The organism is Lysobacter sp. ESA13C (genome assembly GCF_019970005.1).
GTDB classification, from domain to species: Bacteria; Pseudomonadota; Gammaproteobacteria; order Xanthomonadales; family Xanthomonadaceae; genus Lysobacter; species Lysobacter antibioticus_B.
In genome coordinates, this window is sequence record NZ_JAHXYK010000006.1 from 53,051 (window position 1) to 76,217 (window position 23,167).

Consider the following 23,167-nt stretch of genomic DNA (forward strand, 5'->3'; position numbering starts at 1 on the left):
CCGGCCGCTGTCGATCCGGCGGTCGGCTTGCTTACTGGACCGTGCAGCTCAGGGTTACGGTCGCCTGATTGTTCGGTGCCGTCGCCGCCAAGGTTGCCAGCGCCACCCCTGCATCCAGTTGCGCGATGGTCAGGGTGGGTGCGGGGCAACCCGCGCCCGAGCAAGCTGCCGGGCCTGGGCAGATCAGCTCGCTGCGGCCGGCGATCGGATCGCGCAATACCGCGCCGGTCACCGCGTCCGGGCCGTTGTTGGTCACCACAATGGTGTAGGTGGTGATGGCGCCTTGAATCAAGGTGTCGTTGGCCTGGTCGACGTCGCCGTTCACGCCCGGGGTGTTGGTCTTGGTGATGGACAAGTCCGCGAGCGGTGCGCGGGTGTTGGCGAAGGTGCAGGTCAGGTCGTCGCCGGCTACCGGAGTGAGATTGAAACTGGTGCCGCTGCCGCTGGGCGTCTGTCCGCCCGAAAAGGCGTTGCTGCAGTTCCAGGCCGTGGTGTAGTTCGCCAGATTGGCGCCGGCCGCCGCCGTTTCCGACAGCGTATAGGCCGAGCCGATCGTGGCCGGGTCCACCGTCACGGTGCCGGTGGCGGTGCTGCCGCTGCCGGTGGTCGTCACCGGCGCCGGCGCGCCCGGGCCGGCCACGCTCAGTGCGAACTGATCGGCGGCAACGAAGCGTCCGAGCGGCAAGGACTTCTGCAGGCGAATCACCGGTCGCTTGATATTGGTGTAGGTACAGGTGGTCGCCGTGGTGCTGGTCGAGATCGTCAGCGAGCGTCCGGTCGCGCCCGACGCGAGCGTGGAGCCGCCGGCGCAGGCGACCGTCGTGAGGTAGTTCGCCTGGCTGCCGTTGGAAAAGGCTTCCGCCGGAAGCACGACGCTGTCGCCGGCATACACGGTGACCGCCGCGCCGGTATCGGTCTCGTTCGGTGTGTTCGCAGTGGAGGCGAGCGTCGGGTTGTTGGTGCCGCCCGTCGTCGTCACCGTAATCGCATTGTTGACTGTGGCGTTCTGCCAGGTCTTGGCCAGATTGATCTGCTGCGCGATGCGGGTATTGGTGAACGCGCAGCCGACGCCCGAGTCGGTCGGCATGGTGAAGCTGCCGCTAGCGCCGGTGCCGCTCGCCACCAGCGTGTTGTTCGAGATGCGCCGGCATTCCCAGGTGATGGTGTAGTTCGCCGCGCTGCCGGTGGTGAAGGTTTCGCTGAGGGTGACCGTTTGGCTCGGCAAGCCGTTCGCGGTCGCCGCGGTCGTCGTGGCCGGCGGCGTCGAGGTGCCGGCGGTAGGATTTTCTGCGCCCGCTCCTGCGAGAGTCAGGCTGACGGTATCGCCGCTCTTGCCGTTGACCCAGGTCTTGCCCAGGGTGATCGGCAGGTTGGGCACATTGGCCGAGCCGAAGCCGACGCCCAGGTTGTCCGTCACCAGACCGACCGCCGTCAATACCAGACGGTCGAAGGTGGTGTTATGGGTATCGATGAAAACCAGCGTGTCGGGATAGTTGCCGCCGGTCGCCGACGGAAACGACGACAGCGTGTAGGTCGCGGTGGATGCGTTCCAGGTGTAGTTCGTCGGCGTGCCGGTGGGCGGATACGGGTCGACGACCGTCACTGTCCAGGTGCTGGTGTTGATCGGAACGCCTTGATAGTAGGCATCGAAGTTATAAGTGAACGGCCCGGTGACGCCGGTATCGCCGGAACCGGGGTCGAATAACGAAATGATGGTGTTGTCGGGCGAGGTGACGCTGCCGTTGAATTTGAAGTCGACGACGGTCGTGGAAACCGCCGCGGGCGGCGCATCGTCCGGTGCGCGCGGAAATTCGCCCTCGAAACCGAAGTGGAAGATTCCGGTCACGCCGCCGACAGAGTTGGCGTATGCGTCGGAGTAAGCGGGGGCGCCGAAGCCGCTCGCGGTAATGGTGGTTTGATGATTCTCGGTGAATCCATAGACCTGCCCGGCGCCGGTGCGGGTCATATCGACCGTGCCGGTAATAGAGCTTCCACCGGGCGCCCACAGCCAGGTTCGCGTGGCGGTCTGGCCGCTGTTCAAAATGCCCGGATTACCGCCCGACAAGGTGACCCAGTTGGTTTGCGCGAAAGCACCGCCGGCGAATCCGAATGCCGACATCGCCGCAAACAGGCAGAGGAAGGCGCGTCTCGAAAATCGTATGCCCGGCCTGCGCCGGCTCACAGAAAGCAGGGCTGCGCCTGGCGGCAGCAGGGCACTGGATGACCTCGGCATGGAACCTTCCCCCTGAGAACGGCTGTAGCAACTCGATGCCAGCGGTTCGTCGGTTGTTCCGACAGAGCGCAAGCATAGGGCCGCATGTTCCGTCGTACGTAGAGAAATACGCCAAATTCAGGGCAATCACACTTATTTTTTGTTCATGGCCGCTGGCCGAAGACGGCGCTGTTCGACGTTATGTGCGCGATGCCGGCAGGTAAGTGGCCGGGGCGGATCGAACCGCACAAAGATGGCGAGTGTTCGATGTGTCGTTCGTGCCGGCCGAGCAGACGTGACGCATTGGTGCCGGCAGCGTGTTTGCCGCCGTCGGGCCGTTGCCCGACCGGGTGAAGTCCGAGTCGAATGCGATGAGCGGAGCCATCGGGACTTGGAAGCGCGCGCTTGCTTGCTGTCTCGCCCAGCCCTTAGGTTGGCGACCCCGACACGATTCGAACGTGTGACCTTCCCCTTAGGAGGGGGATGCTCTATCCAGCTGAGCTACGGGGCCGTTGCGATTTCACGGTGTAGCCGGCTGCTCTACGACCGCGCTGCGCCTGAGTGCAGCGAGCCGGAGGATTGTACCCGGGGCGGCCGTGGCCCGGCCACGACCGTGTCCGGCGGCTGGGCCGGGACGCCGCATAGCCGTGCTTGCGCGCTGCGCTACAACGCTCGCGGCCGGGTTCGTCGCAGGCGGCTGGTCCCGCGGGGGCCAGGCCACGGCGCGCCCGATCGCGCGTAGCGGCGCGTCCGAGTCGGCAAGCTCGGCTGCAACGTGCCGCGGCCGGCATCGTGAAGCCGAGTCCGGGGTTGTCGGACCAGCGGTACGGAAAATCCGGGTCATCTGGATTAATGTGTCGCTTGGCACAGTTTTTATTGTGACGAGTTGTCCGCAAACGGGCTCGTTCCGCGTTAACTGTTTCCAACGAAGCGCCTCAGGGAGGGGCGCTTGTGTTCCGGGTACCGGTTTCGACCGGACGCTCGTCGGGCCTTGGGGTAGGCCGCGAGCGCATAGGCCCAGGACTTTTTGCAGGGGAGCACTCGCGTTCGTGGCGCACAGGCCGTGCGCGCGATCGCGTGTGCGAGGGTTTCGTGCAACCGCGATGCGGTTCGCCTAGGGGGCGAGATGATGCTTATGAAGACGTTGCGATTCCGTGCGGGCGCGACCACGCGCCTGTGTCTCGATCCGGCCCTGCGCGCGGCTCGCGGCGCCATGGCCCGGCTGAGCGGCCTGCTGTTGCTGGCGGGGCTCGGCATTACCGGTACGGCGCAAGCGCAAAGTTGCGGTGTCGGCGAAACGCCGGCGGCGTTCGGTTTCACCGGCGGCGAGCAGACCCTCACCGTGCCGGCCGGCGTGCATTCGCTGACCGTCTACCTCAGCGGCGCCCAGGGCGGCGCCGGTCGCAGCGGCGCCGGCACCATCGGCGGCAGCCCGAACTCACCCGGTGGCACCGGCGGCCTGGGTGGGCGGGTGCGCGGCACCCTGGCGGTCACGCCCGGCGCGACCTTGTCGATCTGGGTCGGCGGGCAGGGCTCGCAGGCGGTCAATCCCGGCGGCATCGGCGAGGGCGTCGACGGCATCGGCGGCGGCGCCACCGACCTGCGCGTCGGCGGCAACGGCATCGGCAACCGCGTCGGCATCGCCGGCGGCGGCGGTGGCGGCGGTAACGCCGGCTGGAGCACCGCGAACGTCATCGCGGGCGGTGCCGGCGGTGTCGGCGGCGGCGGCACGGGCGGCGCAGGCGCGGACGTGCCGGGCGGCCCCGGCCCCTACGGCGGCGGTGGCGGAGCGGTCGGCACCGGCGGTGCGGGCGGCGGTGGCTGCGGCAGCTTTCCGGCCACTGCCGGCAACGCGGCCAATGGCAACGGCGGCGACGCCTTCAACTTCTCCGGTTCCTTCAGCGGTGCCGGCTTCGGCGGCGGCGGCGGCGGCGGTGCCACGGTCGGTGCCGGCGGCGGCGGTGCCGGCGTCGGTACCGTCACTTGCCAGCAGAACTGGAACGGCGGCGGTGGCGGCGGTGCGGGCGGCAGCTCGGGCGCGACCGGCCTGAGCGCCGTCACCATCAACAACGGCGTGCAAGCCGGCAACGGCGCGGCCTTGGTCTGCTTCGCCCCGACCCAATTCGCGGTCGGCGGTTCGGCCAGCGGCCAGACCGGCCCGGTCACCCTGCAACTCGCCGCGACCAATCCGGTCAGCTCGCAGCAGGTGGTGGTGGCGCAGGCCGCCAGCAGCTTCGTCTTCGCCACACGCCTGCCACAGGGCGCGAACTGGAACGTCAGCGTGCTCAGCAATCCCGCCGGCCAGCTGTGCAGCGTCGCGCCGTCCAGCGGTGCGGCGATCGCCGCCGACGTGACCAACCTCGTGCTGAGCTGCGTCACGGTGGCGGTGACGGTCAATCCGGCCACCTTGCCCAATGGCGCGCTCGCGACCGCGTATTCGCAGACCCTCAGCGCCACCAGCGGCAACGGCGGCGTCGCTCCGTATACCTTCGCGGTCACCGCCGGCGCCTTGCCGCCGGGCCTGGCCCTGTCGAACGGCGGTGCGTTGTCGGGCACCCCGACCGCCGCGGGTTCGTTCAATTTCACCGTGCAGGCGACTTCGAGCAACGGTTTCAGCGGCACGCGCGCCTACACCCTGGTGATCGCGCAGGGGAGCCAGGCGATCACCGCCTTCGCCGCCAATCCGGCCTCGCCGGTGTACGCGCCGGGCGGCAACTTCACCGTCTCGGCCACCGGTGGCGCATCGGGTAACCCGGTCGTCTTCGCCAGCACCACGCTTGCGGTCTGTACCGTCGCCGGCAATACGGTGACGACGGTGGCGGCCGGCAACTGTGCGCTTACCGCCGATCAGGCCGGCAATGCCAACTACACGGCCGCGCCGCAGGCGACGCTTGCGGTGACCATCGGCCCTGCCAGTCAGGCCATCAGCGCGTTCGCGGCCAATCCCGCCGCGCCGGTGTACTCGCCGGGCGGCAGCTTCACCGTCTCGGCGACCGGCGGCGCCTCGGGCAATCCGGTGGTGTTCGCCGGCACCACGCCGGCGGTCTGCACGGTGAGCGGCAACACGGTGACGATCGTCAGCGCGGGCAATTGCGCGCTGACCGCCGACCAGGCCGGCAACGCCAACTACAGCGCCGCCGCGCAGGCGACTTTGGCGGTCGCGATCGGCGTGGCGACGCAGTCGATCAGCAACTTCGCTGCCAATCCGGCCGCGCCGGTGTACGCGCCGGGCGGCAGCTTCACGGTCTCGGCGACGCCGGGCCTGTCGAGCAGCCCGGTGGTGTTCGGCAGTGTTACGCCGAGCGTGTGTACGGTGGCCGGCAGCACGGTGTCGATGCTCAGCGCGGGTACCTGTTCGCTCACCGCCGATCAGGCCGGCGACAGTAACTACAGCGCTTCGCCCCAGGTCAGCTTGAACGTGATCATTGCCCTGGCGGCCCAGGCGATCACCGACTTCGCGGCCAACCCGGCGGCGCCGGTGTTCGCGGCCGGCGGCAGCTTCGCGGTCTCGGCCACACCGGGCGCCTCGACCAGTCCGGTGGTGTTCGCCAGCATCACGAGTTCGGTGTGTACGGTGAGCGGCAGCACCGTGACGATGTTGAGCGCGGGCACCTGTTCGCTGACGGCCGACCAGGCCGCCGACGGCAACTACAGCGCCGCGCCGCAACTGACGCTGGACGTGACCATCGGCGCGGCCGCTCAGGCCATCACCGCTTTCAGCGCGAATCCGGCAGCGCCGGTGTACACGCCGGGCGGCAGCTTCACGGTGTCGGCCAGCGGCGGAGCCTCGGGTAATCCGGTGGTGTTCGCCAGCACTTCGCCGGCGATCTGCACCGTCAGCGGCAATACGGTCAGCACGCTGGGATCGGGCACGTGTTCGCTCACCGCCGACCAGGCCGGCAACGCCAACTACACCGCCGCGCCGCAAGTCGCCTTGCAAGTGATCATCGCCGGCGCCACGCCGAACCTGGCCTGGATCGGCGACCTCGCCAAGACCGTCGGCGAGGCGGCCTTCGATCTGCCCGACCCGAGCAGCAACAGCAACGGCGCCTTCAGCTTCAGCAGCGCCAATACGGCGGTGGCGACGGTCAGCGGACGCAGGGTGACGATCGTCGGTGCCGGCGTGGCGACCCTGGTCGCGACCCAGGCGGCCAGCGGCAGTTACCTGCAGGCTTCGATCGATGCCACCTTGACGGTGACCGGCCGACCCGACCCGACCCGCGATCCCAGCGTGGTCGGTGGCTTGCAAGCGCAAGTCGACGCCAGCGTGCGCTTCGCTTCGGCGCAGCAGTCCAACATCCACGACCGCCTGCGCCAGCAGCGCTTCGCCGGCGCCAACCGTTCCAGCAACGACATGGCCCTCAACCTGAGCAGCCGCTCGGGCGGGGCGATGTCGCTGACCGCCGGCCAGGTGATGTCGATCGATCCGGTGCGCCTGCCGGAAGGCTGGGGCCTGTGGACGGCCGGCAGCATCACCAACGGCCAGCGCGAACGCAACGCGCGCAGCGACGGCTTCGACTTCCAGAGCGACGGCCTCACCGTCGGTGCCGACTGGCGCATCGGCGAGCGCTTCCTGCTCGGCGTCGCCGGCGGTTTCGGCTGGAACGACACCGACCTGGACGACGGCCGCTCGAAGCTCGATGCCGAGCAGCGCGCGTTGTCGCTGTACGGCCTGTGGCGCCCGAGCGAACGCTGGTTCGTCGACGGCATCCTCGGTTGGGGCCGCCTGGATTTCGACATCCGCCGCTACAGTGCGACGGCCGGTGCCACCGCTTCGGCCGAGCGAGAAGGCGACCAGGTGTTCGGTTCGCTCACCGCCGGTTACGAACACGGCGGCGGCAACGGCATGATGCTGACCGGTTACGGCCGCCTCGACAGCAGCCGCACCAAGCTCGACGGCTATCGCGAGACCGGGCTGGGCATCTACGACCTGAGCTACGGCTCGCAGACCGTCGAGAACAGCGGTGCATCGCTGGGCGTGGAAGGCAGCCTGCCGATCGTGACCGCACGCGGCAACATCTTCCGTCCGTACTGGTTGCTCGAATACCGCGAGTCGATCGACAACCGCAGCGACGTCAACCTCAACTACGTGATCATGCCGGTCGCCAACGACTACGTGCTGGGCCTGCGCAGCTACGGCGACAACGCGTTGAGCTACGGCGCCGGCATGGACATGACCTTCTCCAGAGGTTGGAAGCTGTCGCTGCTGATGCGTCGCCAGCACGGCAGCGGCCAGGACCCGAGCACCAGCTTCGGCCTGCTGCTGTCGTTCTCGCCGGGCCTGCAGTCGGGCGCGGCGATGATGGCCCCGAGCGCGCAGGACGTAGCGATGGAGACGGAGGCGGCGGCCACGAAGACGCCGGAGACCGGGCGCTGAGTGGGCGCTGTTGAGTCGCGGTTAGCCGGCTGCAAAGCGCAACCGCGAAGTTGATTGAAACGATGCACTCAGAACGCTCCGGGCTCGCACCCGGAGCGTTCTGCTTTTCGGGTAACCGAAGTAATTTTCGCAAGCGTAGTCAGCCGAAGCTGCAGGGAAGCGGCTGCTTTATGGCGATGTCCGATTGCGTCCTGGCTCCGGACACCGGCTTGGTATTTCACCGCTTCGGCTGTCGCGGCTTGCGCCGCTCCTACCCAAAAGCGCGTCGCCGCAATCGGGTAGGAGCGGCGCGAGCCGCGACCAATCGAAGTAATTTTCGCAAGCGTAGTCAGCCGAAGCTGCAGGGAAGCGGCTGCTTTACAGCGATGTCCGATTGCGTCCTGACTTCGGTTGCTGGCGTGGTATTGCACCGCTTCGGCTGTCGCGGCTTGCGCCGCTCCTACCCAAGAGCGTATCGCCGCCACCGGACTCATAACGACAACGCCCCGCTCGAAGCGGGGCGTTGTCGTATTTGCGACGGGGCCTGCGGAGGCTTACTCCACCGACAAGCCTTCGACCTTCTGCCAGCCGCGCGGCAACAGGCCGCCGCGGGTGGCGCGGGCGCCGAGATAGGGCTCCAGGTCTTTCCAGGACAGGCTCATGGTGCGCGCGCCCGACTTGACGGTCAGGGTGCCGCCCGGGGCCACCACGGCGACGGCGATCACGCGTTCGGTGCCGAGCTTGGCCTTGGGGATGTCGATGATCTTGTTGCCCTTGCCCTTGTCGAGCTCAGGCAGCTCCGACACCGGGAAGGCGAGCAGATGGCCGACGTTGGTCACCGCGACCACGCGATCCTGCTCGACATCGCCGACCTGCGCCGGTTGCAGCACCTTCGCATTCGGGGTCAGCGACAGCATCGCCTTGCCCGCCTTGTTGCGGCCGGTCAGGTTCTCGAAGCGGGTCACGAAGCCATAGCCATGACTGCTGGCGAGAACGAAGCGCTGATCGTTGTCGCCAGCCGCCAGGGTCTGGAACGACGCGCCCGGTGCCGGCGAGAAACGGCCGGTCAAGGGTTCGCCGTTGCCGCGCGCCGAGGGCAGGCCGTGGATCAGGGTCGAGTAGGAACGGCCGGTCGAATCCAGGAACGCCACCTGCTGGGTGCTGCGTCCGCGCGCCGCGCCGAGCAGGCCGTCGCCGTCGCGATAGCTGAGCGTGGCGGCGTCGATCTCGTGGCCCTTGGCCGCGCGCACCCAGCCCTTTTCGCTGATGACCACGGTCATCGGCTCGCTGGCGACCAGCTCGGTTTCCGACAGGGCCTGGGCGGCGTTGCGCGAGACCAGCGGCGAACGGCGCGCGTCGCCGAACTTCTTGGCGTCGGCCAGCAATTCGTCCTTGATCAGCTTCTTGAGCTTGGCCTTGCTGCCGAGGGTGGCGATCAGTTGTTCGCGCTCGGCGGCCAGTTCGTCCTGCTCGCCGCGGATCTTCATTTCTTCCAGGCGCGCGAGCTGGCGGAGCCGGGTTTCCATGATGTAGTCGGTCTGCTCTTCGCTGAGGCCGAAACGCTTCATCAGCACCGGACGCGGTTCGTCCTCGCTGCGGATGATGCGGATCACTTCGTCGAGATTGAGGAACGCGACCAGCAAGCCTTCCAACAAGTGCAGGCGGCGCTCGACCTTTTCCAGGCGGTGGGTCAGGCGGCGGGTGACGGTGTCGGTGCGGAAGCTCAGCCACTCGCTCAGGAAGGCCTTGAGCCCCTTGACCTGCGGCCGGCCGTCCAGGCCGATCACATTCATGTTGATCCGGTAGCTCTTCTCCATGTCCGTTGTCGCGAACAGATGGCCCATGAGCTGTTCGACGTCGACACGGTTGGAGCGCGGCACCAGCACGATGCGGGTCGGGTTGGCGTGGTCGGACTCGTCGCGGATGTCTTCCAGCCAGGGCAGCTTCTTGGCCCGCATCTGGGTCGCGATCTGTTCGATGACCTTGCCCGGCGAGGCCTGGTAGGGCAGCGCGGTGACGACGATGTTCGGGCCGTCCTTCTCGAAGATGGCGCGCGCGCGCACGCTGCCCAGGCCGGTCTCGTACATCGCCAGCAGGTCGCTGCGCGAGGTGATGATCTCGGCCGGGGTCGGATAGTCCGGGCCCAGCACGTGCTCGCACAGGTCGCGGGTGGTGGCGTCGGGGTCGTCGAGCAAGCGCACGCAGGCGCTGACGATCTCGTTGAGGTTGTGCGGCGGCACGTCGGTGGCCATGCCGACCGCGATGCCGGTGGTGCCGTTGAGCAGCAGGTGCGGCAGGCGCGCCGGCATCCAGGTCGGTTCTTCCAGGGTGCCGTCGAAGTTCGGGGTCCAGTCGACCGTGCCCTGGCCGAGCTCGCCGAGCAGCACTTCGGCGATCGGGGTCAGCTTCGATTCGGTGTAGCGCATCGCCGCGAACGATTTGGGATCGTCGCTGGAACCGAAGTTGCCCTGGCCCTCGACCAGCGGATAGCGGTACGAGAACGGCTGCGCCATCAGCACCATCGCCTCGTAACAGGCGCTGTCGCCGTGCGGGTGGTACTTACCGATCACGTCGCCGACGGTGCGCGCGGATTTCTTCGGCTTGGCCCCGGCGTTGAGGCCGAGTTCGCTCATCGAGTAGATGATGCGGCGCTGGACCGGTTTGAGGCCGTCGCCCAGGAAGGGCAGGGCGCGGTCCAGGACCACGTACATCGAGTAGTCGAGGTAGGCGCGCTCGGCGTACTCGCGCAGGGGAATCTGTTCGAAGCCGTGGAAAACCGGACGTACGGGATCAGTCATGGAACCTTTGAGGCGGGGTAGGGCTGAGCCGGGATTCTAACCGGGGACGGCTGGGCGGATGTGGACGGGGTGTCGTGGACGGGCGATGTGGACGGAGCGTGGACCGGCGCGGGCATCGTGCGGCAGCCGTGCGGCAGCCGGTTCGGGCGCGAGGCGGTATTCTCGGCATCCGCGATCGCCCACGTTGAGACTGCCATGCCCTTGCGCGCACGCCTTCCCGCCTCGCTGATCCCTTGCCTGGCCTTGATCGGGGCGAGTGTGCTGCCGGTGGCGACGGCCCAGGCGCCGGGGCGTGAAGTGCCGGTGTATTCCTACCGGGTGGTCGCGCGCTATCCGCACGATGCCGGCGCGTTCACCCAGGGCTTGATCTTCAAGGACGGTTTCCTGTACGAGAGCACCGGCATGTACGGGCGCTCGTCGGTGCGCAAGGTCCGCCTGGCCGACGGCAAGGTGCTGGAGAAGACCGATCTGCCGGCCTCGGTGTTCGGCGAAGGCCTGACCGACCGCGGCCAGCAGTTGCTGGTGCTGACCTGGACCACGCAGACCGGCTACATCGTCAAGCTGCCGGGGCTCGCGGTGACCGGCAACTTCGCCTATCCGGGCGAGGGCTGGGGCCTGGCGCGCTCGGCCGACACGATCTACATGAGCGACGGCACCGCGCAGATCCGTTTGCTCGATCCGAAGTCGCTGCGCGAGCGCTCGCGCATCCGGGTGACCTTCAACGGCAAGCCGCTGCCGCAGCTCAACGAACTGGAATGGGTCGACGGCGAGCTGTTCGCCAACGTCTGGATGACCGACAGCATCGTCCGCATCGACCCGAACAGCGGCCGGGTCGTCGGTCGCATCGACCTGGGCGGCCTGCTCGCGCGCCACGGCACCCGCAGCCGCGGCGCCGACGTGCTCAACGGCATCGCTTACGACGGCGCGCGCAAGCGTCTGTTCGTGACCGGCAAGTTGTGGCCGGATCTGTTCGAGATCGAACTGGTGCCGCCGGCGCCGCGCGCGGTCAAGCCGCGCTGAGAGAACCTCGCAGACCGACCTGTTGAACACGGTCTTCTTGGGCAAGCGTCCTTGAGGCGAGGGGCGCCGTTCCGGCGCGGCTTCGCGCCGTGCGCGATCTGCAAAGCACGATGGCCGGTTGATGCGACCGTTTGATGCGACCGTGCCGAAAGGCACTGTCGTCGTACGGGCCGATATGGGCGCGGCCGGCGATAACCGCGCCAGCTGACGAATTTGTCAGCCAAGCGACAGCTTGCTGTCCGTGGCCGCCGCCTAGAGTCGTCGCACGGTCTGCTTTCCTCCCCTCGCGGGCCGTCGCGGCGCGCTCCGGTGCGCCGCTCCATCGACCCGCCACGGATGCCGCCATGTCGCCCACGCCCGTCTCCACGCTTTCGCCCCGCGCCCGCAAGACCGTTTTCGCCGCCGCTGTATCGCTCGCGGTCGTCGCCGGAGGGCTGGCCTGGGGCGCTTTCGGCAGCCGCGGCGCGCCGCCGCCGGCGCCACCGCCGCCGGTTCCGGTGACGACGATGCGGGTCGAGCGCCGCGACGTGCCGCATTGGCAGGAAACCATCGGCACGGTGACCTCCCTGCAGAGCACGGTGCTGCGCCCGCAGGTCGATGGCGTGCTGACCCAGGTGCTGTTCCGCGAAGGCCAGCAGGTCAAGCGCGGGCAGTTGCTCGCGCGCATCGACGACCGCAGCATCGCCGCGAATCTCGACGGCGCCCAGGCCGCATTGGCGCGCGATGCGGCGCAACTGCGCGCGGCGAAATCCGACCTCGACCGGTTCCGCCAGTTGTCCGGCAGCCAGTTGATCGCCCGCCAGATGCTGGAACAGCAGGCCGCTTCGGTGCAGCAGTTGCAGGCCACCGCGCAGGCCAACCAGGCGGCGATCGACGCCACTCGCGTGCAACTGTCGCATACCCGAATCTTGTCGCCGATCGACGGCCGCGTCGGCCTGCGCCGCGTCGATCCGGGCAATGTGGTGCGCGCCGGCGACGACGACGGCCTGGTCACGGTGCAGCAGGTCGATCCGATCTCGGTGATGTTCACCCTGCCGCAGGACCAATTGCCGGGCCTGCGCCAAGCCCAGGCCGCCGGCGCGGTCGAGGTGCAGGCGCTCGACCGCGACGCCGGCGTGGTGCTGGCGCAAGGCGAGTTGAGCGTGATCGACAACCAGATCGACGACGCCACCGGCACCGTGCGCATCCGCGCGGTGTTCAAGAATTCGCAGGACCGCCTGTGGCCCGGGCAATTGGTCAGCGTGCGCGTGCGCACCGGCACCAGCGCGGCCGCGACCGTGGTCGCCAGCGAAGCGGTGCAGCGCGGCGCCGACGACCACTTCGTCTACCGCCTCGAGGCCGGCAACAAGGTCGCGCTGGTGCCGGTGCGGATCGAGTACCAGGACGACAAACTCGCCGTGGTCAGCGGACTGCAGGCCGGCGACGTGGTGGTGCGCGACGGCCAGTCGCGACTCAAACCCGGCATGACCGTGGCGCCGACCGCGCCGACCGTACGCGCCGCGCCGGGCAACGCCGTGGCGGCGCGCGTGGCGGGGGCGCCGTGAGCGGTCGCGTCTCGATTTCCGGCTGGTTCGTTCGCCATCCGGTCGCGACCACGCTGCTGACCGCAGCGGTGCTGTTGCTCGGCTTGTTCGCCTTGCCGCGGCTGCCGGTGGCGCCGTTGCCGCAGGCCGAGTTCCCGACCATCCGCATCGATGCTTCGCTGCCCGGCGCCAGTGCCGAGACCATGGCCTCGGCGGTGGCGACGCCGCTGGAGACGCAGCTGACCGCGGTGCCGGGCATCAGCGAGATGACCTCGACCAGCGCCCTGGGCAGCACCTCGATCACCTTGCAGTTCGTGCTCGACAAAAGCATCGACACCGCCGCCCAGGAAGTGCAGGCGGCGATCAACAACGTTTCCGGGCGCCTGCCGCGCGACATGCCGAGCCTGCCGCGCTGGACCAAGATCAACCCCGCCGACAGCCCGATCCTGATCCTGAGCATGCATTCGCCGCTGATGCCGCTGACCGAGCTCAGCGACCTCGCCGAGACCCGCTTCGCGCGCAGCCTGAGCCAGATCGACGGCGTGTCGGAAGTCTTCGTCGCCGGCCAGGTGCGGCCGGCGATGCGCATCCAGGCCGCGCCCGAGCGCCTGGCCGCGATCGGCCTGACCCTGGCCGACCTGCGCAACGTCGCCCAGAGCGCCAGCGTCAACCAGGCCAAGGGCGCGGTGATCGGCGCGCGGCGCATGTCGACCCTGGAAACCAACGACCAGTTGTTCAAGGCCGAGGACTACGAGCGCCTGGTGGTGACCTATCGCAACGGCGCGCCAGTGCGGCTGGGCGACGTCGCCCGCATCAGTTTCGGCGGCGAGAACGATTACGTACGCGCTTGGCCGAACGGCAAGGACGGGGTAATGCTGGTGGTGTTTCGCCAGCCCGGCGCCAACATCATCAAGACCACCGACGCGGTGCTCGAAGCGTTGCCGCGGTTGCGCGCCAATCTGCCGGCCAGCGTCGAGGTCGAGGTCTTCAACGACCGCACCCGCACCATTCGTGCCTCCTTGCACGACGTCGAGCTGACCCTGGTCCTGACCGTGCTGCTGGTGATCGTGGTAATGGGCCTGTTCCTGCGCGAACTTTCCGCCACCCTGATCGTCGGCGCGGTGCTGGTGGTGGCCCTGGTGGCCACGTTCGCGGCGATGTACGCCCTGGGCTTCACTCTCAACAACCTCACCTTGGTGGCGCTGGTGATCGCCGTGGGTTTCGTGGTCGACGACGCCATCGTCGTGGTCGAGAACACCCATCGTCATCGCGAAGCCGGCATGCCGATGCTGCAGGCGGCGCTGCAGGGCGCCAGCGAGATCGGCTTCACCGTGGTGACCATCGGCGTGTCGCTGATCGCCGCCTTCATCCCCTTGTTGTTCATGGGCGGCGTGGTCGGGCGCCTGTTCGCCGAGTTCGCGCTGACCGTGACCGTGGCGATCGCGATTTCGATCGTGGCGTCGTTGACGCTCGCGCCGATGCTGGCCTCGCGCTTCATGCGCAAGTCCTCCGGCCATGCCGATGCCGCCGGCACCTGGTCGGGACGGTTGCTCGCCGGCTACGACCGCAGCCTGCAATGGGCGCTGGCCCATCAACGCCTGATGCTCGCCGGTTTCGGCCTGACCGTGGCGATCGCGGTCGCTTCCTATGCGCTGATCCCGAAGGGCTTCTTTCCGTCGCAGGACACCGCCTTCGTGTTCGCCACCACCGAAGCTGCGCAGGACATTTCCTACGAGGACATGGTCGCCAAGCACAAGCAACTGGCGCAGCTCGCCGCCGAAGACCCGGCCCTGCAGAGCTGGGGCCATTCGGTCGGCGCCACGGCCGGCAGTTCGACCATGTCCAACGGCCGGTTCTGGTTCGTGCTCAAGGACCGCGGCGATCGCGACGTGTCCGCCGACGAGTTCATCGACCGCATGCGCGGCAAGCTGTCGCAGGTGCCGGGCATCACCATCTTCATGCGCTCGGCGCAGGACATCAACATCGGCGCCGGGCCCTCGCGCACCCAATACCTGTACGCCCTGCGCGGCGCCGACAGCGCCGAACTGGGGCTGTGGGCCGATCGCCTGACCCAGCGCCTGGCGAGCTTGCCGGAGCTGCGCGACGTGTCCAACGACCAGAAGATCGGCGCCAGCATCGTGCGCCTGGCGATCGACCGCACCGCCGCGGCGCGTTTCGGCCTGAGCGCCCAGGACATCGACAATGCGCTGTACGACGCCTACGGCCAGCGCCAGATCAACGAGTTCCAGACCGAGACCAACCAATACCGGGTGATTCTCGAAATCGACCCGCGCATGCGCGGCAGCATCGACAGCCTGGCTTACTTCCATCTGCGTTCGGCCACCACCGGGCAGATGGTGCCGTTGTCGGCGGTGGCGCGGGTCGAACCGCCCGGCAACGGGCCCTTGTCGATCAGCCACAACGGCCTGTCGCCGGCGGTCAACATCTCCTTCAACCTCGCCGCCGGCGTCGCCCTCGGCGATGCGGTCGCCGCACTCGACCGGGCCAAGGCGGAGATCGGCATGCCGAGCAGCGTCAGCGGCAATTTCCAGGGCTCGGCGCAGGCCTTCCAGGACTCGCTGGCGACCCAGCCGCTGCTGATCCTGGCCGCCTTGCTCGCGGTCTACATCATCCTCGGCGTGCTCTACGAGAGTTTCGTCCACCCGCTGACGATCCTGTCGACTCTGCCGTCGGCCGGCATCGGCGCGGTCTTGCTGCTGTGGGTGTGGCGCCTGGATTTCTCGATCATGGCCCTGATCGGCATCGTGTTGCTGATCGGCATCGTCAAGAAGAACGGCATTTTGCTGGTCGACTTCGCCCTGGATGCGCAACGCCGGCGCGGCCTGTCGCCGACCGCGGCGATCCACGAGGCCTGCCTGACCCGGTTCCGCCCGATCATGATGACCACCCTGGCGGCCTTGCTCGGCGCGATTCCGCTGATGATCGGCTTCGGCACAGGCGCGGAGTTGCGCCAGCCGCTCGGCGTGGCGGTGGTCGGCGGCCTGCTGATCAGCCAGGTCCTGACCCTGTACAGCACGCCGGTGATCTATCTGGCGCTGGACCGGCTGTTCCTGCGCCGTCGCCGCGAGGCGGCGCAGGCGGCCTCGCCCGGGCCGGTCGACCCGGCCCGCTCGGCCGACCCGGCCGCAGCGGCGACGGCCTGAGCGGCGGTACGATGTCGGCCCAGGTACTGCCCGCAAGCTCGGTGTCGCGATGAAGCTGCTGATCGTCGAAGACGAAATCAAGACCGCCGATTACCTGCGCGACGGCCTGGCCGAGCAGGGCTGGGCGGTCGATGTCGCCCGCGACGGCGTGTCCGGCCTGCACCTGGCGCGCGAACTCGACTACGACGTGATCGTGCTCGACGTGATGCTGCCCGGCATGGACGGCTTCGCGGTGCTGCGCGAACTGCGCACGCGCAAGCAGACGCCGGTGATCATGCTGACCGCGCGCGACCGCATCGACGACCGCGTGCATGGCCTCGGCGCCGGCGCCGACGATTACCTGGTCAAGCCGTTCTCTTTCATCGAGTTGTTGGCGCGCTTGCAAGCGCTGGTGCGGCGCGGCCGCCAGCAGGAGCCGACCGAGCTGCAGATCGGCGATCTGTCGATCAACTTGATCGCGCGCCGCGCCCATCGCGACGGCTGCCGCCTGGATCTGACCGGCAAGGAATTCGCCTTGCTGGCCTTGCTGGCGCAACGCCGCGGCCAGATCCTGTCGAAGACGGTGATCGCCGCACAGGTCTGGGACATCAATTTCGACAGCCACACCAACGTGGTCGAGGTCGCGATCAAGCGCCTGCGCACCAAGATCGACGGTCCCTTCCGCGACAAGCTGCTGCACACCGTGCGCGGCATGGGCTACGTGCTGGAGGCGCGCGAGGGCGAGCAGGGCGAGGGCCCGTCGCAGTCGGGGCGGGCCTCGGCATGAGGCCTTTCAGCGATATCTCCATCGCCCAACGCCTCGCGGCGATGTTCGCGCTCGCCGCGCTGTTGGTGTTCACTCTGGTCGGCGTCACTCTGTACCAGGTGTTGGAAAACCAGATCGTGCGTTACCAGCGCGCCGAGCTGGAGACCAAGTTGCGTTCGGTCGCCGGCAGCGTCGCCATGTGCGACACCCGCGAGCGTTGGTACAAGGTGCAGGACAAGGTCGAGAACCTGACCTCCAGCGATCGCAGCATCCGCATCTGGGCCTGGAGCGGCGATGCCGGTTTCCGCATCGGCAGCGGCGAGCCGGAAGTGGACGTGCCGCGCAAGGGCGACCATGGCATGGGCCGCCTGTGGCTGAATGGCCACTCGGCGCCGTACCGCACCCTCAACGAATTGATTCCCGCGCACGGCGAGCGGCCGGCGGTGCGGTTGTGGATCGGCATCGATTCCTGGCCTTACGTGTCGGCCTTGCGCTCGTTCGTGCTGGCGCTGGTGGTGCTCGGCGTGGTCGGCACCGCGGTGGTGGCCTTGCTCGGCCACTGGATCGCGCGGGTCGGCCTGCGGCCCTTGCAGCGTTTGTCGAGCCAGGCGCAGGCCTTGAGCCCGAGCAACCTCTCGCAACGCCTGCAGCCGGCGCAGTTGCCGCCCGAGCTCGGCCATCTGACCGGCGCCTTCAACGGCGCCCTCGACCGGCTCGAAGGCGCCTACACCCGCCTGGATGCGTTCAATGCCGACGTCGCCCACGAACTGCGCACGCCGCTGACCAATCTGATGGGCCAGACCCAGGTCGCGCTGTCGCGGCCGCGCGAAGCCGCCCAGCTCGAGGACGTGCTGCAGTCGAACCTGGAAGAGCTCGAACGCATGCGCTGCATCGTCAACGACATGCTGTTCCTGTCGCGTGCCGACCAGGGCGACATCGCCCTGGATCGGGTCTGCGTGGCGCTCGCCGACGAAGTCGCCAAGACCGGCGAGTTCCTCGAGTACCTGCTCGAAGAAGCCGGCATGCGTCTGCGCATCGACGGCACCGCCGATGCCTGGATCGACACCGCGCTGTTCCGCCGCGCCATGACCAACCTGCTGCACAACGCGGTGCAGCACGCGACCCCGGGCTCGGAGATCGTGGTCGAACTCGGCAACGGCGGCGAAGGCGCGCGCGTCGCGGTGCGCAACCAGGGCTCCTCGGTGGCCTCCGAGCACCTGGTGCGCATGTTCGATCGTTTCTATCGCGTCGACGCCGCGCGCGAACACCGCGGCGAACGCCATCACGGCCTGGGCCTGTCGATCGTCAAGGCCATCGCGGTCCTGCACGGCGGCGAAGTATTCGCGAGCAGTGAAGAGGGTGCGACGACGGTGGGCTTCAACCTCGCCACACCGGCGGCCTGCACCAGCGCTACAGGGTAGGAGCGGCGTCCTGCTGGATTTCCTTCGGTCATAAGCCGCGGCCACACAGTTTCAGATTGCCGTGAACCCATCGATGGGCGTCGCTCGCATCGCTGATTCTCTGCTAGCCGCCGATGTGTCGCAGCTGGCTGCGGTTTCGCGGTCGCGGCTCGCGCCGCTCCTACCCAGGAGCGACGCAGCAAAGGGTAGGAGCGGCGCAAGCCGCGACCACGCGGTTTCAGATCGCCGCGAATCTGGCGGGGTCTGCCGTATAGCCAACTGGTTCTCCGCCTTAGTGGCGCCCGCGCGACTCAGCGGTGCAGGTCGCCCGCAGCTTCGGGTTGGTAGCGCAGGGCGAGCACGCGCAGTCGTGCGCTGCGGCCGCCGGGCAGGGGCCAGTCGATGCGGGCGCCGACCGACAGGCCGAGCAGGGCGGTGCCGATCGGCGCCAGGATCGAGATGCGTTCGGCGCTGCCGTCGGCGTCGCGCGGATACACCAAGGTGACTTCGCGCTCTTCGCCGCTGCTCTCGTCGAGGAAGCGGATCACCGAATTCATGGTGATGATGTCGGCCGGCATCTGCGCCGGTTCGACGAGGTCGGCGCGGTCGAGTTCGCGGCGCAGGCCGCGGGTGTCGAGAGCGGCGGCGAGCGGCTGTTCCAGCAGGGCTTCGAGCCGGTCGCAGTCCAGGCGCGACAGGGTCAGCGGAGGAGGCAGTCCCGAGGGATGGGGCAGGTGGTTCGGGTTCATTCGTGGATCTCCAAAGCAAGAACGGGCGACGCACGATGCGCCGCCCGCGGTTCAGGATGTTCGCGGACCTTAGCCCGGCGGCGAGGGGGCATCAAGCCGCAGGCGCTGCCCTGCCGCGCCGCTGCGCGGTCCGAACGCGGCAGGAATCGGATGGAACCGGGCCTCGGTGATGGAGCGCAGCAAGCGGAGCGTTCAGCACCGTTCGCCGGCGCCGACGGCGGCGCGATTGCGTCGGCGCGCGCATGGCGCGGGCCTTGCGCTGCAGTCCTCGCGAGCGCAACGGCTCGGACGCGGCCTTCCCGACCTTGCCTTAAATGCCGGTTGAAATAAGTTGCGACAAAACCGTTGACAGCCGACCCGCCGCAACGCAACATACGCGCCCCGCAGTACTGAACGTGTTGCGGCAGGCCCAGGTGGCGGAATTGGTAGACGCACTAGTTTCAGGTACTAGCGGGTAAAACCGTGGAGGTTCGAGTCCTCTCCTGGGCACCACTACATCGATCATCGCAGTCGGCACCGATGCGGCGATCCAACAAAGAACCCCGCCCCGGCGGGGTTTTTTGTTGCCTGCGATTTTTGCCGGCGCAACCCCTCGCGGCGACCCGCCGGGCCCCGGCCGGCGCGGCGCCGCCGCCCCCTTATTCATCCTGCCGCGGCCACCAGGCCTGACCGGTCCGGGCCAGGGCTGCCGTATTTGTCCACATGGATCGGCGGTCGCGACCGTTCCGGCCGGCCGATCGACGGTTTCGGGCGTTTGCAGGGTCGGGACCGCCTCCGGCGGCCAAGGACGGCGCAGGGTGGCCGGATGGCGGTATTCGGTGTGCCGGCGACGGGGCGCCAGGATGTCGGCCCCTGCCAACCGGGCCGTCGTGGCCCCTGCGACCGGGCTCGGCGATAGTCTTATCCGGGGCCGGCCTTTGCCTGGCCCAGGCTCATCGGCTAGTCTTCGCCACGAAGCTCAAGCCGTGAAGGCTGTGGCGGCAAGGGGAAGCGTAGGGCCCCGGGGGCCGATTCGACGGTTTCGACCGCGAATCCAGGCGAGGGGAACGACGCGCCGGTCTGCAATACAGGAAATCGAGTTCACACTAAGGAGAGGTCTCATGAAAAAGCTTTGTCTGTCGATCGTGTTGCTGATGGCGTCCTCGAGCGCCTTCGCCAACGAGTTCATTCCGTACTACGGCAACAACCCCTTCTTGTTCTGCAAGATCGGCGTGCCGCAGGACTGCTGGAGGCCGGTCAATCCCGCCACCGGCGAGTACAAGGTCGTCAACCGCAAGTGCTTCAATCCCTATTCGGCCAACCTGTTCGCACGTGTGTGCAAGCAAGCGTTTCTCGACGGAAAGATGGGTGACGCCGACTTAGGCGGCGAGCCGCCGGCTCCGACCACCGACACCAAGGGCGCCAGCTCCACCAGCCGCGACCCGGCCCGCATCGACAAGTAAGCCGGTCGCGACATCGGTTCGAACGCAGCGGCCCCGCCTTGGCGGGGCCGTTCGCTATGCGGATTCGCAAGCGAGCCGCAGGAGGCGCGGCGGTCGCGCTTCGCAAGCCCGCTCGGCCATTCCCGCGCTGTGCCGATTCGGCCGGTTTCATGCCCCGCCCGTGATTGAGCGCACGTACCCGAACGCAGGGGCTGGCATAGTCGCGCTCATGCAGCGAACGAGAGCGATATGAACGAGATGCTCATCCTGGTCGACGAGCAAGACCAGGCCATCGGCGTCGGCGAGAAGATGCAGGTGCACCGGCAAGGGCTGCTGCACCGCGCGTTCTCGGTGTTCGTATTCGATGCCCGGGGACGCTGGCTGCTGCAGCGTCGCGCCGACGGCAAATACCACTCCGGCGGTTTGTGGAGCAACAGCTGCTGCGGCCATCCGCGCGAAGGCGAGGCCACCGATGCCGCGGCGCGGCGCCGCTTGCGCGAGGAGATGGGTTTCGAGTGCGAGCTCAGGCACGTGGCCCGCATCACCTATCGCCTCGACGTCTCAGACGGCCTGGTCGAACACGAATGCGACCACGTCTTCGTCGGCCGCTACGACGGCCAGCCGCTGCCCGATCCCGCGGAAGCTTCCGACTGGGCCTGGAAGCCGCTGCCGGAGCTGTGGGATGCCCTGGCCGGACGGCCGCAGGAGTTCAGCCGCTGGCTGCGCCATATCGCCGACCAAACCGGGCGCGCCGAGTTCGAACGCTGGCAAAGCCTGGCGACGCGATAACGCCGCCGGCTTTGCGGTCCTGTTTGCTGCGGTCGAGCCTCAGCCGTAGCGATCGGCCAGCGCGTCGGTTGCGCTCACCAGTACGTCGACGATCGCCGGATCGGCCGCGCTGTGGCCGGCCAGTACCACGCGGAAATCGGCCTCGGGCCAGGCGCAGGCGAGGTCGTAGGCGCTCTTGACCGGGCAAATGATGTCGTAGCGCCCGTGCACGATGGTCGCGGGGATGTGGCGGATACGCTCGACCCCGCGCAGCAACTGGTCCGGTTCCAGGAACACCCGATTGCGGAAGTAGTGGGCCTCGGCGCGCGCGACGCTGATCGCGGCATGCGGCTCCTCGAAATTGCCGACCTCGTCGGGGTCGTGCACCAGGGTGGTGCTGCCGCCTTCCCAATAGCTCCAGGCCTGCGCCGCGGCCAGGCGCACCGCTTGGTCGTCGCTGTCGAGCCGGCGCCAATAAGCCTCGGTCAAGTCCTCGTGTTCGTCCGGCGGAATGTGGTCGAGATAGCGCGTCCACCGTTCCGGGAAGATCCAGCGCGCGCCGCCGTCGAGTTCGTTGAACCAGCGCAGCTCGCCGGTGCTGCCGAGGAAGATGCCGCGCAAGACCAGGCCGAGCGTGCGCTCGGGGTGGGTTTGCGCATAGGCCAGCGCCAGGGTCGAACCCCAGGAGCCGCCGAACACGACCCAGCGCTCGATGCCGAAATGCTCGCGGATCGCTTCGATGTCGGCGACCAGGTGCCAGGTGGTGTTGTCGCGCAGTTCGGCGTGCGGCGTGGAGCGGCCGGAGCCGCGCTGGTCGAACAGCACGATGCGATAGCGCTTGGGATCGAAGAAGCGGCGGTGGTACGGCGAGACGCCGGCGCCGGGGCCGCCGTGCAAGAAGATCACCGGCAAGCCGTCGGGGTTGCCGCATTCCTCGATGTGCAGTTCGTGCAGCTCGTCGACCGCGAGGCGATGAGTGCGGTAAGGCTCGATTTCCGGATACAGCTCGCGCACGGACGGTCTCCTGCAGGGAATCGTCCGAGCATAGCGCCAGGGTTCCGTGCGCGTCATCAGCCGCGAACCTCGCGTCGCAATTTTGACCGATCCCGCACGGTGTGAGGCGTTGCGGTTCGCACTGCGGCGTGTGATAGGGGTGTCGTGGTAGCGGTTTAAAAGGGTAGGAGCGGCGCAAGCCGCGACCGCGTCGCTTCGGCCTAGCGGCGTTACTAGCCGTAGCTCCCTGTAGGAGCGGCGTGAGCCGCGACCGCGCTGCTTGTCGTTGCGGCGTTTCTTGCCGTAGAAGCGTAAAGCAACATCTAAAGCTTCCGTCCGCTAAAGCGGCCGGGTTACTTTCTTTTGCTAAGCCCAAAAGAAAGGTAACCAAAGAAAAGGGCTCTCCTTGCAAGGGCACAGGCCACGAGTGCGAAGCTGTCGCCGGGATTTTCCGATAAGACGTCCCTGTCTTATCGGAAAACGCCGCACGTCCTGTGCGGCGCCCTCCGGGTCTCCACTTGACCGGTAAAGCGGCAAAGCAGATCAAAATCTCGGCAACGGGCAACGGGCAACGGGCAACGGGCAACGGGCAACGGGCAACGGGCAACGGGCAACGGGCAACGGTGATCGACCACTGTAGGAGCGGCGTGAGCCGCGACCACGAACCGTCGATGGCAGCGATATTTCGCAGCCGACGTCAAATCCCGTCCTGGGCCATGGTTTTGACCTTGGCCTTGGCCTTGGCTGTTGCTGTGCGCCGATTCGCACTAGCGAAGGCTATAGAAGACCCGGAGGGCGGCCCGCATGGATGCGGGCCGTTTTTCATCGGGACAGGGATGTCCCGTATGAAAAATCCCTGTGGAGGCATCGAACGCGCGGGCCTGTGATTCAAAACAAAGCATTTTTCTTTGGTTAGCTTTCTTTTGTTGCTTATGACAAAAGAAAGTAACCCGCCGCTTTAGTGGCGGAAGCTTTAGGCGTTTGATCCTGATCCTGGTCTTGCTTCAACGATGCGCCG

At 67.8% G+C, this 23,167-nt stretch carries 12 protein-coding genes and 2 tRNA genes; 9 read left to right on the forward strand and 5 right to left on the reverse strand.

The genetic code is table 11. The annotated features are described in order from the left end of the window. Positions 1-31: 31 nt before the first annotated feature. Both LC490_RS13825 and LC490_RS13830 read right to left on the reverse strand, forming a co-directional pair. Positions 32-2,119 carry a DUF11 domain-containing protein gene (locus LC490_RS13825; RefSeq protein ID WP_223620528.1) on the reverse strand — a complete coding sequence of 696 codons (2,088 nt, stop codon included), beginning with the start codon at positions 2,117-2,119 and terminating at the stop codon, positions 32-34. 527 nt (positions 2,120-2,646) lie between these two features. After that, positions 2,647-2,723, reverse strand: a tRNA-Arg gene (locus LC490_RS13830). A 624-nt stretch (positions 2,724-3,347) separates the two neighbouring features. On the opposite strand from LC490_RS13830, the gene LC490_RS13840 reads away from it, so the two are divergent. Further along, positions 3,348-7,589 carry an autotransporter domain-containing protein gene (locus LC490_RS13840; RefSeq protein ID WP_305067582.1) on the forward strand — a complete coding sequence of 1,414 codons (4,242 nt, stop codon included), beginning with the start codon at positions 3,348-3,350 and terminating at the stop codon, positions 7,587-7,589. Between the two features lie 533 nt (positions 7,590-8,122). On the opposite strand, the gene parC is transcribed toward LC490_RS13840, so the two are convergent. Then, entirely contained in the window at positions 8,123-10,366 is a 2,244-nt protein-coding gene (parC, locus tag LC490_RS13845) for a DNA topoisomerase IV subunit A (RefSeq protein WP_223620529.1), read from the reverse strand. Positions 10,367-10,561: 195 nt separating this feature from the next. On the opposite strand from parC, the gene LC490_RS13850 reads away from it, so the two are divergent. The 5 genes from LC490_RS13850 (at position 10,562) to LC490_RS13870 (ending at position 18,239) form a co-directional block, all read left to right on the forward strand. Further along, entirely contained in the window at positions 10,562-11,386 is an 825-nt protein-coding gene (locus tag LC490_RS13850; protein ID WP_081931280.1) for a glutaminyl-peptide cyclotransferase, read from the forward strand. Between the two features lie 344 nt (positions 11,387-11,730). Then, positions 11,731-12,930, forward strand: coding sequence for an efflux RND transporter periplasmic adaptor subunit (locus LC490_RS13855; protein ID WP_051885355.1), 1,200 nt, complete (start codon positions 11,731-11,733; stop codon positions 12,928-12,930). Beyond that, positions 12,927-16,073, forward strand: a complete 3,147-nt coding sequence (locus LC490_RS13860) for a multidrug efflux RND transporter permease subunit (protein WP_223620530.1) — start codon at positions 12,927-12,929, stop codon at positions 16,071-16,073. The genes LC490_RS13855 and LC490_RS13860 overlap by 4 nt, the downstream gene beginning before the upstream one ends. Positions 16,074-16,122: 49 nt before the next feature. Then, the gene (locus tag LC490_RS13865) at positions 16,123-16,839 is read left to right on the forward strand and encodes a heavy metal response regulator transcription factor (RefSeq protein WP_223620531.1); all 717 of its coding nucleotides are present in this window, start codon (positions 16,123-16,125) and stop codon (positions 16,837-16,839) included. Continuing rightward, a complete protein-coding gene (locus LC490_RS13870) occupies positions 16,836-18,239 on the forward strand; it encodes a heavy metal sensor histidine kinase (protein WP_223620532.1) in 1,404 nt (467 codons plus the stop codon). The genes LC490_RS13865 and LC490_RS13870 overlap by 4 nt, the downstream gene beginning before the upstream one ends. Positions 18,240-18,529: 290 nt before the next feature. Here LC490_RS13870 and rnk read toward each other — a convergent pair whose 3' ends face one another. Then, positions 18,530-18,967: a nucleoside diphosphate kinase regulator gene (rnk, locus tag LC490_RS13875; protein WP_223620533.1), complete on the reverse strand. Its 438-nt coding sequence runs from the start codon at positions 18,965-18,967 to the stop codon at positions 18,530-18,532. Positions 18,968-19,374: 407 nt separating this feature from the next. On the opposite strand from rnk, the gene LC490_RS13880 reads away from it, so the two are divergent. The 3 genes from LC490_RS13880 to idi all read left to right on the forward strand — a co-directional run bounded on the left by LC490_RS13880 (position 19,375) and on the right by idi (position 21,177). Further along, positions 19,375-19,459 (forward strand) — tRNA-Leu (locus tag LC490_RS13880). Between the two features lie 608 nt (positions 19,460-20,067). Next, positions 20,068-20,409: a hypothetical protein gene (locus LC490_RS13885; RefSeq protein WP_031373767.1), complete on the forward strand. Its 342-nt coding sequence runs from the start codon at positions 20,068-20,070 to the stop codon at positions 20,407-20,409. 228 nt (positions 20,410-20,637) lie between these two features. Continuing rightward, positions 20,638-21,177 (forward strand): isopentenyl-diphosphate Delta-isomerase, encoded by a 540-nt coding sequence (idi, locus tag LC490_RS13890; RefSeq protein ID WP_031373766.1) that lies wholly within the window; start codon positions 20,638-20,640, stop codon positions 21,175-21,177. A 39-nt stretch (positions 21,178-21,216) separates the two neighbouring features. On the opposite strand, the gene pip is transcribed toward idi, so the two are convergent. Then, positions 21,217-22,170, reverse strand: a complete 954-nt coding sequence (gene pip, locus LC490_RS13895; protein WP_223620534.1) for a prolyl aminopeptidase — start codon at positions 22,168-22,170, stop codon at positions 21,217-21,219. Positions 22,171-23,167: the final 997 nt, after the last annotated feature.